Origin of the sequence: Luteococcus peritonei, assembly GCF_039526385.1 — a bacterium.
In the GTDB taxonomy this organism is placed as follows: domain Bacteria; phylum Actinomycetota; class Actinomycetes; order Propionibacteriales; family Propionibacteriaceae; genus Luteococcus; species Luteococcus peritonei.
The window spans coordinates 243044-252098 of record NZ_BAAAIX010000009.1 but is presented as its reverse complement, the minus strand read 5'-3'; the positions used below and the strand labels follow the sequence as shown (position 1 = coordinate 252098).

Here is a 9055-nt window from a genome sequence, read left to right as displayed (position 1 = left end):
CCGCACTCGCCAGCTGACCCCGCCCTGCAGGATCACCAGCCGTTACACCACTTGCCTGGACTTGACCGAGAATCAGGAGATCTCGTGCGATGAACGGCGCAACGAACGACTCAGGCTTGAGTGTCTGGATGCGCCGGGCATGCCTGCCAGCTGTGACCAACCGCACCTCCGAGACAACTCCGCACGAACTCGAAAGCATTGGTCCTCTGACACTGCGCCAGATCTGCGTGGGTCTGTTCTCTACCGGACTCCGTCACCAACCACTGGTGCCATCGTTCCCACATGCCGTCATCCAGCCATTCTTCGCGAGCTGCCTCGAACTCATCCTCACAGAGGATCAGGTAGCGGTGCTGATGCTGCCGATGCTCCTCGGACCCCTTCACCGAGTGCAACAGGGAGTCGGAAACATCCCAGTAGCGCTCCAGGTACTGCAGGCCGATCTGAACCTTGCGCTGCCGCTCTGCTTCGGCCAGTTGATCCCGCGCCATCCACGTCGCCCACAGGGCGACGCACAGTGTCCCGACAGTTGCAAGTGTCTGAATCAGATCCATCCACAAATTATGCATATAGACATAGTTCTTGCTCTCGTGAATCTTGGTCCGCGGTGCGTGTCGCCAGACTGTCAATCCACCGGGGCTAGAGTTCTTCCATCCAGCGGATCGACGAGCTTCCCTCCACGGACACGCTCCCCCGCACACGTTGTTGTGCTGCCCGGGAGTTGTCCACGTGCCGTCGTTGTTTCGAGTTTCCGCGAAGGAGCTCTTCACACTTGGTGACCGGCTGAGCGCCATGCTCGCCGAGAACATGGCCCACCAGGTGGGGCGTCGACCGGCGCCGGGCGAGGTTCGTTCGTGGGACCGCAGCGCGCCCTTTCTCGCGGCTGACCTCGTGCGCGCCGGGCGTCCCGGCGTGGAGGTCCTCCTCGAGTACCAGCTCCCCTTCACCAGCAAGCGCGCGGACATCGTGCTCGCGGGGACGGACCGCCGTACAGGGCGTAACAAGTACGTCGTGGTCGAACTCAAGCAGTGGTCGGACGCCGCTCGTTTCGAGGACAGCGAGGATTTGGTCTCCATTGGTGCGTACGGCGCCCGGCCGGTCACCCACCCTTCCGAGCAGGTCCGCTCCTACTGCGAGTACATGACGGACTACACCGCCGTGCTGTCCGAAGATCCCGCCGCCGTCGAGGGTGTCGTCTATCTCCACAACGCCACGGATCTGGGTGTCGCCGCCCTGCTGGACACCCCCGTGGCCGAACCTGGCCGCATCTTCACCGGCCAGCGTCGTGGTGAGTTCATCGACTTCCTTCGGGACACCTTCGCGGACGAGGACGGCGCTGCCGCGGCGGACGCCCTCCTCAGCAGCAGGATCGCCCCCTCCAAACAACTGCTCAAGCTGGCCGCCGAGGAGGTCCAGCATCGAGAGACGTTCGTTCTGCTCGACGAGCAACGTGACGCCTTCAACTACGTCCGCCATGCGGTCGACAAGGCACGTCGTGCCAACACCAAGACCGCTGTCATCGTCTCCGGCGGGCCAGGAAGCGGCAAGAGCGTCATCGCGCTGTCCCTGATGGGTGAGCTGTCCCGGCAGGGCCGCCCAGTGCTGCACGCGACGGGCTCCCGGTCGTTCACCCAGACCCTGCGCAAGGTGGCCGCCAAGGGCTCCACCCGGGTGCAGAAGAACTTCCAGTACTTCAACTCGTTCATGACCGCGGAACCCAACGACCTGGACTGCCTGATCCTGGACGAGGCGCACCGAATCCGTGAGACCTCGGTCAACCGGTGGACGAAAGCCGAGTTTCGGACCGGCCGGCCCCAGATCGACGAACTGCTCAGCGCTGCGCATGTCCCTGTCTTCCTGCTCGACGAGAACCAGGTGGTGCGCCCCGGTGAGCTGGGAACCGTCGCCGACATCGAGGCCGCGGCGCGATCCCAGGGCATGGATGTCATGCGCATCGACCTGGATGCCCAGTTCCGCTGCGGTGGTTCGCAGGCCTACCTCACGTGGGTCCAGCGCCTGCTGGGGCTCGAGGAAGGCGGGCCGATGAGCTGGGAGGGCGACGGCCGCTTCGAGGTCCACGTGGCAGCTTCACCGGCACAGATGGAGGAGCAGATCGCTGCTCGCATCGCCGACGGCTTCGGCGGACGTCTGGCCGCCGGCTACTGCTGGCCCTGGAGCGACCCCCGCAGGGACGGGACCCTGGTCCCTGACGTGCGGATCGGCGAGTGGGCCAGGCCCTGGAACCTGAAGGGTGACCGCAGTGTGGGCGGCGCTCCACCGGCAGCCCTCTGGGCCACCGACCCTGCGGGTTTCGGTCAGGTCGGCTGTGTCTACACCGCCCAGGGCTTCGAGTACGACTACTCCGGGGTGATCCTGGGCCCGGACCTCGTCTGGCGCACCGATCGATGGGTCGCGGTCAGGGACGCCAACAAGGACCCCGACTTCCGCAACCGGAAGAAGGTGGACGACGCCTACTTCGATCGCCTCGTGCGCAATGTCTACAAGGTCTTGCTGACCCGCGGACTGCTGGGCGTCACCATCCACAGCACTGATCCCGAAACGCAGGAATTCCTGCGAAGCCTCATCGAGTAGTTGCAGCACGCAGTAATCACTTCACCCACCCACGGATCGACAGGCTTCTTCCAGGAGACATGCCTCCCCGTTCTCACGACGGAGAACGAGCATGCCCGCCTCAATCATCCGCATCAGCGGACGGCTGCCCCAGCACTGGGAATACGCCAAGCAGGTCTCGTACTGGGACTTTCCAAGCCGTGCCTCGATCTCCCCGGGCTCGCAGATCTACTTCTGGCTTGGAGGGGTGCCTCGCGTCGAGGGAGATCCGACAAGTGGCACCGGGCGACTGATCGGTGCCGCAGTGGCCACCGGCGAACTGATTCCATGCCACGGAGCCCTCATGCCGTGGGACGACGACCACGAGCGCTACCGCTACCGAGTCCCACTTGCGGACATCGTCGATGCCCCGCCCTTGGGGCGCGACTACGGCCCGCTGAACACCTTCATGAACAACCAGGCCAACTATCGAATCGTGGAAGAGCCCAGCATGCTGGAGTGGCTCAGTGAGCAATTCGTGACACAGCCACGCCCCTCCACCGTCGCCGGTCGTGAATTGCACTGGCCAAGAACTCCCGTGCACGTGGACATGCCCACAGACGGGGAACGACTCGTCTCGGCGCGCCGCGAGCAGGTCCACCTTCGAAGGAATCTCCTCGCACGCATGGAGAAGCCGACCTGCGGATTGTGCGGGCGCGAGATGCCGGCCGAACTGCTCGTCGCAGCCCACATCAAGCCTCGCCGGCATTGCACCCAGGCCGAACGCTGGGACTTCGTGAACTGCGCCATGATGTGCTGCCTGCTGGGCTGTGACGCCCTGTTCGAGCATGACTATGTGTGGGTCGACGAACTCGGCATCATCCGAGCAGGAAAGGAGACTGAAGGAACCCATTCAGAGGCTGTGGCACAACTGGTGGGACGGGCAGCACCCGGTCATTCGGAGGCCCGAGCCCCATTCTTCGCCGCACGACGGGAGCTGTTCCTCAACGCTAACGCTTGAGAGGGGCAACCCCTCGCACCTCATTAGCGGGGAACCGCTGTTCTGCGGCGGTAAGCTTTGCATGGGCAGCCTCGACGATGTCCACATCCAGAGCGTCCGCCAGTCCCATCAGATAGATCAGAACGTCGGAGATCTCTTCCCCGGCGCGTTGCTTGCGCTCCGGGAGGGCGAACTCGACGCTGGCCTGATCCGCTGGAACCCACTGGAAGAGCTCTGCCAGTTCCCCTACCTCGCCGACCAACGCAAGGATCAGCGACTTGGGGTCGTTGAACTTGTCCCAGTCACGATCGCGGCGAAACTGGCGATACCGCTCTTGGAGGTCTTCGAAGTCCTTGGCCACGTCCCCAAGGATCACACAAAGCCCAATGGATACCTCGGGCCAACACTTGATGAATGGGTGGACGCTTCATCATCAGCACGTCTGCGAATCGCGGGCTGCCACCGACGGAAGTGGCTGCCAATCCTTGGACCAGGACCCTTCATGACGTGGGCCAGGTCACCATGTCGCCGAAATCGGCCGGGTGGTAGCGCAGTGCCGTGAACTGCAGGTCAGGGTTGTCATGCTTGATCGCGATCCAGCCCTCGGAGCACTGCCCCAGCTTGAGCAGGCGCGTCGGATATGGCGGCTGCCAGCCCTTGTCGGCCGGGAACTCGTCGATCCTGACCCAGCGGGCCTGAGGGCCGCCCTCCGGAGCTGACACCAGGGCCGACCACGGGTTCGTGCTGACCCGCGTTGTCCCGTCGGCATTCTGACCCGGATGAGGGCTGGTGTAGCAGACACGAACCTTCCAGCCGAAGCTCACGCCATCCTGTCCATGCGTCGACCTCAGCAAGGTCACGTCGAAATAGGTCAGGTGGGCCGTCTGCCCGCTGGCCAGGCTCAGCGTCTGCGCTCGGTTCGGCGCGGCGGGCGCCCTGGAGCTGGGTGCCGCTGTCGGGGTCGTGGCACTGGGCGTTGGAGCCGTCGAGCTGGCTCGTGAAGCACGCGCGGCAGGCGTCGTGGAGCTGGCCGCATTCGATGCCGGGGCCGCCGATGTTGCTGCCGGAGCAGCGCTTCCAGACCCTTGGCAGCCACCAGCGAGCAACAGCGGAATCAAGCAGACCAAGGACCCCTGTCGAGCGCGCATGCGCTCACTATGTCATCGCGCCACACCCCAGCCACTCCCGACCGGGCAGCGACGACCTCCGACCAAGTCCATAGCGTCCGGGGATCACCCCGCGACCCGGCGCAGGACTGGCCGCTCACCCGCCAGGTGGAGCGCGAGCCACTCGTCGAAGACCGCCCCCGTCGAGGAGGTCAGGCTCCTACGCGCCGGATCACCCACGAAGTCCACCACCGGGCCGCCCACCGGCTCCGACGCTGGCGAGATCTGCATCTCGGGGACCAGCTCGGCCAGCTGGTGGCCAGCCGGCTTCACGCGGCCCTCGCTGTCCACCAGGCCCAGCGAGTACTCCAGCTCGGGGAAGTCGCCCAGGCTGCGGTCCACGTCGTGGCTGCACCACCAGGTGACGGCCTCCAGGTTCGGCGTCCCCAGCAGAGCCACCATGGTGTCGGCCAGGAAGCGGGCCGCCTGCCCCGCGGGCACGTGGGTGATCGGCGCCCCCAGTTCCTGCAGCCACAGCCGGCGCCCGGGCTCCGGCGCCCAGGCATTGGCCAGGTCGCACAGGTAGCGCGCAAAGGCCGGGAGCGCCGGGTGCCCGGCGCCGAAGCGCGGCCCGGCCGCCACGAAGACCCAGGAGTGCACCGTCGTGAGATCACCCAGCTCCACCGCGTGCTGCGGCGTGAAGGGATGCTCGTCGACGAACCAGATGTCGTCGTCGAAGCTGTGCACGTGGTCGCCTTCGGGCCAGGCGCGACGCGCCGCGGCCAGCAGGGTGCGCAACCAGTCGGCGGCCTGACGCTCGCTGATCCGGCTCTGCTGCGGATGCCGGGGCGCCGCGAACTGCGCGAACTCGTTGCCCAGGCACACCCCGGTGGCGCCCGGCTCGTGCGAGAGCGCGCCGGCCAGCTCGCCCACCAGCAGCGCCTGTGCCTGCACCACCTCGGGATCGGCGAACAGGTTGCGCTGGTGCCAGCTGGTCACCCAGCTGGGCACGAAGTCGAAGCTCGACAGGTGCCCGTTGAGCACGTCGACGCTGACCTGCAGCCCGTTGTCCTGGGCCAGTTGCACCACCCGCACCACGTCGTCGACGGCGCGCTGGTTGACCATGGTGCGCGAGGGCTGCAGCAGAGGCCAGAGCGGGAAGATCCGCACGTGGTCCAGCCCCAGAGCGGCCAGGGTCTTGAAGTCGGCGGCCACCTCGCGCTCGTCGAGGTCGAGCCAGGAGTGGAACCAGCCCCGTCGCGGCGTGTAGTTGACCCCGACCCTCATCGCCGGCCCCGCAGCCGCAGCGTGACCACCTGGAAGGGACGCAGCTGCAAGCCCACCGAGCGCTCCTCCACCCCGGTGACGGCACTGGGCGCCACCACCGACTCGTCGCCCAGCCGCTCCTCCAGCAGGTCGGTCTCGTAGGCCTCGGCCAGCGCGAAGGAAGTGTGCAGGCGCGTCCGTGCGCGCTGCCCCAGGGGCTCGTAGAGCCGCACCACCACATCGCCCGAGCCGTCGTCGGCCAACTTCAGGGCCTCCACCAGCCCGCCCTCATCCAGGCTGACCAGCGGCTCCACCCCGGCACCGCCGCTGCTGAGGCGCGGCATGTTCATCCGGTAGCCGGCCGCAATGGTCTCCGGCAGCTCCGCACCGGGCAGCAGTTCGAACTCGAAGTGGTACTCGCCCCGGTCGGTGCGCGGATCGGGATAGGCGGGGCCGCGCAGCAGGCTGGCGCGCAGCACCTGGTGGGTGCCCGCCTCCCGCTCACCGTGGCCATGCCGGGTGACATCCCAGCCGTAGGTGCTGGCATTGGCCATGCCCACCCCGTAACCGGGCTCACAGAGCTGCACCCAGCGGTGGGCGTTCACCTCGAAGCGGGAGTGGTCCCAGGAGGTGTTGGTGTGCACCGGGCGGGTGACGTGGCCCATCTGCACCTCGAAGCGGGCGCTGTCGCTGTGCACGTCCACCGGCCAGGCCAGCTTGAGGAAGCGGTCCTTCTCGTCCCAGTCGACGTCCACCAGCACCCGCAGCCCACGGCCCCGACCCAGCTCCAGGGTCTGCACCATGGTGGAGCCGTGCCCCCCGCGTCGCGGGCTGTGGCGACGCACGGTGATGCGCACCGTCTCGTCGTCGCTCTCGGCGCTGACCTCGTCGGCCTCGGTGAGGTCCACCACCTGGTTGCGGTAGAAGGGGTCGACGTCCCAGGCGTCCCACATGTTCGGGAAGTCCTGGTGCAGCTGCAGCAGGTTGCCGCGGGCGCCGGCCGGGATCACCTCACGGTCCGCGGCCAGGTCGCGCAGCGAGCGCACCAGGCCGTCGGCATCCAGCTCGACGCGCAGGTGGTCGTTGACCAGCAGCCAGCCATCGGCCAGCTCCTCCAGCCGCGGCGACGCCGATCCGTCGACGACCGCCGGCGCCACCGCACCGGGGGCCACCCCGTCGATCACCACCGGGGAGGCATTGCACAGCAGCTCACCGGCACCGGGCGTGCCACCCGTGAGGGCGGACAGCGCCTGGTCCACCAGGCGGTGCAGCGCCTCGGCCACCTCGGCCTGGCGGGCCAGCACGTCGCGGTAGACCCAGCTGATCGAGGTGCCCGGCAGGATGTCGTGGAACTGGCACAGCAGCACGGTGCGCCAGGCCTCGCGCAGCTGCTCGTGCGGGTAGTCCATCAGCCCACGCGCGGCGGCCGTCGTGCACCACCACTCCGCGGTGCGCAGCAGGTGCTCGGCGGCCCGGTTGGCCTGCTTGACGCGGTGCTGGGTGGTGAAGGTGGCACGGTGCAGCTCCAGGTAGAGCTCACCGCTCCACACCGCAGGATCCTGGTGCTCACCACGGGCGCGCTCGAAGAAGGCGTCGGGCTCCTCGATCCGCACCCGCGGGGACCCTTCCAGGTTCTCGGTGCGACGCGCCTGGGCGAGCATCTCGCGGGTGGGGCCACCGCCGCCGTCGCCCCAGCCGAAGGGCACCAGCGAGCTGTTGGCGTGCCCCTTGTCGCGGAAGTTGCGTTCCGCATGGGCGGTCTCGCGGGCCGACAGGTCCGAGTTGTAGGTGTCGGCCGGTGGGAAGTGGGTGAAGATGCGGCTCCCGTCGATGCCCTCCCACCAGAAGGAGTGGTGCGGGAAGTCGTCCACCTGGTTCCAGCTGATCTTCTGCGTCAGGAACCACCGGGCGCCCGCCAACCGGGCCAGCTGCGGCAGGGCGGCGGAGTAGCCGAAGGAGTCGGGCAACCAGACCTCGTGGCAGCGACGTCCCAGCGCCTGCTCGAAGTAGCGGACCCCCTCCACCAGCTGGCGGCAGAAGGCCTCGCCGCCGGGCAGGTTGGCATCCGACTCCACCCACATGCCGCCGATCGGGATGATGCGGCCCTCGTCGACGGCCCGGCGGACCCGGGCGAAGAGCTCGGGATGGTCCTGCTCCACCCAGCGCGCGTGCTGCGCGGCGGGCAGCACGAAGCGGTGCTCCGGATGCTCGGCCATCAGGTTGAGCTGGTTGGCCAGGGTGCGGGCCACCTTGCGGCGGGTCTCGCGCAGCGGCCACAGCCAGGCGGAGTCGATGTGGGCGTGGCCGATGGCGGTGAGCTGGTGCGCGCTGGCGGCCGCGGGCGCCTCCAGCAGCGGGGCCAGCACGGCACGGGCGGCCCGGGCGGTGCCGGGTACGTCGTCCAGGTCCACCAGGTCCAGCGCGTGGTCGATGCCGACGCGCAGCTGCCAGCGTCGCGAGGAGTCCTCGGGCAGCTGGCGGGCCAGCCCGTCCAGGCAGGCCAGGTCGGCGGCCAGCTCGCGCACCTGCTGGTGCACCCGCACCACCTCGGCCCGGGCCAGGGTGTAGATCGGCGCCGGCCCGGCGGTGAGCTTGTCGCCCTGCTCGGTGGGGACGAAGGGCGGCACGTCGAGCAGGATCGGGTTGGCGGCCGCCTCCACCAGGACGTGGAAGCGCCCCTGCTCGTCGGTCTCCGCCGGGATCCAGCTGTTGAACGGATTGAGCGCCTTGATGATGCCGCCGTCGGGGCGGAAGACCAGCCCCTCGGCCTGGAAACCGGGCGAGTGCCGCTTCCAGCCCAGCTCCAGCTGCACCTCCAGCGGCTCGCCGCGCAGGTGCGACAGGTCGGCCTCAAGCTGCAGCCAGCTGGTCCCCCAGGCCGAGCCCCAGGGCTCCCCCACCCGCAGCGGCTCGTAGTGGGCGGCGAGCGCCTGGGCGAAGCCGATCGGCTCCCCCTGCCCCGCCACCCCGGGCACCGCGTCGGGCGACGGGCTGTCGGCCGCGTCGGCTACCCGGTGGATGCGCACCTGCAGGTCCGCGACGTGCTCGGTGGCGGCGGGCAGGATCCGCTCGGTCAGGTGACGGGTCAGCCGACCTTCCAGGATCGGTTCGTGGTCATGCATGGTGCAGCTCCTCG

General features: G+C 68.2%; 7 protein-coding genes. 2 read left to right on the top strand and 5 right to left on the bottom strand.

What is annotated here, in order from left to right; translation table 11 throughout:
• Positions 1–110: 110 nt before the first annotated feature.
• Positions 111–551: a hypothetical protein gene (locus tag ABD073_RS04990; protein ID WP_343872792.1), complete on the bottom strand. Its 441-nt coding sequence runs from the start codon at positions 549–551 to the stop codon at positions 111–113.
• A gap of 238 nt (positions 552–789) precedes the next feature.
• On the opposite strand from ABD073_RS04990, the gene ABD073_RS04985 reads away from it, so the two are divergent.
• Positions 790–2589 (top strand): DNA/RNA helicase domain-containing protein, encoded by a 1800-nt coding sequence (locus tag ABD073_RS04985; protein ID WP_343872790.1) that lies wholly within the window; start codon positions 790–792, stop codon positions 2587–2589.
• Positions 2590–2680: 91 nt separating this feature from the next.
• Positions 2681–3568, top strand: a complete 888-nt coding sequence (locus tag ABD073_RS04980) for a hypothetical protein (RefSeq protein WP_343872789.1) — start codon at positions 2681–2683, stop codon at positions 3566–3568.
• Here ABD073_RS04980 and ABD073_RS04975 read toward each other — a convergent pair.
• The 4 genes from ABD073_RS04975 to ABD073_RS04960 form a co-directional block, all read right to left on the bottom strand.
• Entirely contained in the window at positions 3558–3908 is a 351-nt protein-coding gene (locus ABD073_RS04975) for a nucleotide pyrophosphohydrolase (RefSeq protein WP_343872788.1), read from the bottom strand. The two genes, ABD073_RS04980 and ABD073_RS04975, sit on opposite strands and share 11 nt — an antisense overlap.
• Before the next feature lie 139 nt (positions 3909–4047).
• Positions 4048–4269, bottom strand: coding sequence for a hypothetical protein (locus tag ABD073_RS04970; RefSeq protein ID WP_343872787.1), 222 nt, complete (start codon positions 4267–4269; stop codon positions 4048–4050).
• A gap of 510 nt (positions 4270–4779) precedes the next feature.
• Positions 4780–5940 (bottom strand): glycoside hydrolase 5 family protein, encoded by a 1161-nt coding sequence (locus tag ABD073_RS04965; RefSeq protein WP_343872786.1) that lies wholly within the window; start codon positions 5938–5940, stop codon positions 4780–4782.
• Entirely contained in the window at positions 5937–9041 is a 3105-nt protein-coding gene (locus tag ABD073_RS04960; protein WP_343872785.1) for an alpha-mannosidase, read from the bottom strand. The genes ABD073_RS04965 and ABD073_RS04960 overlap by 4 nt, the downstream gene beginning before the upstream one ends.
• Positions 9042–9055: the final 14 nt, after the last annotated feature.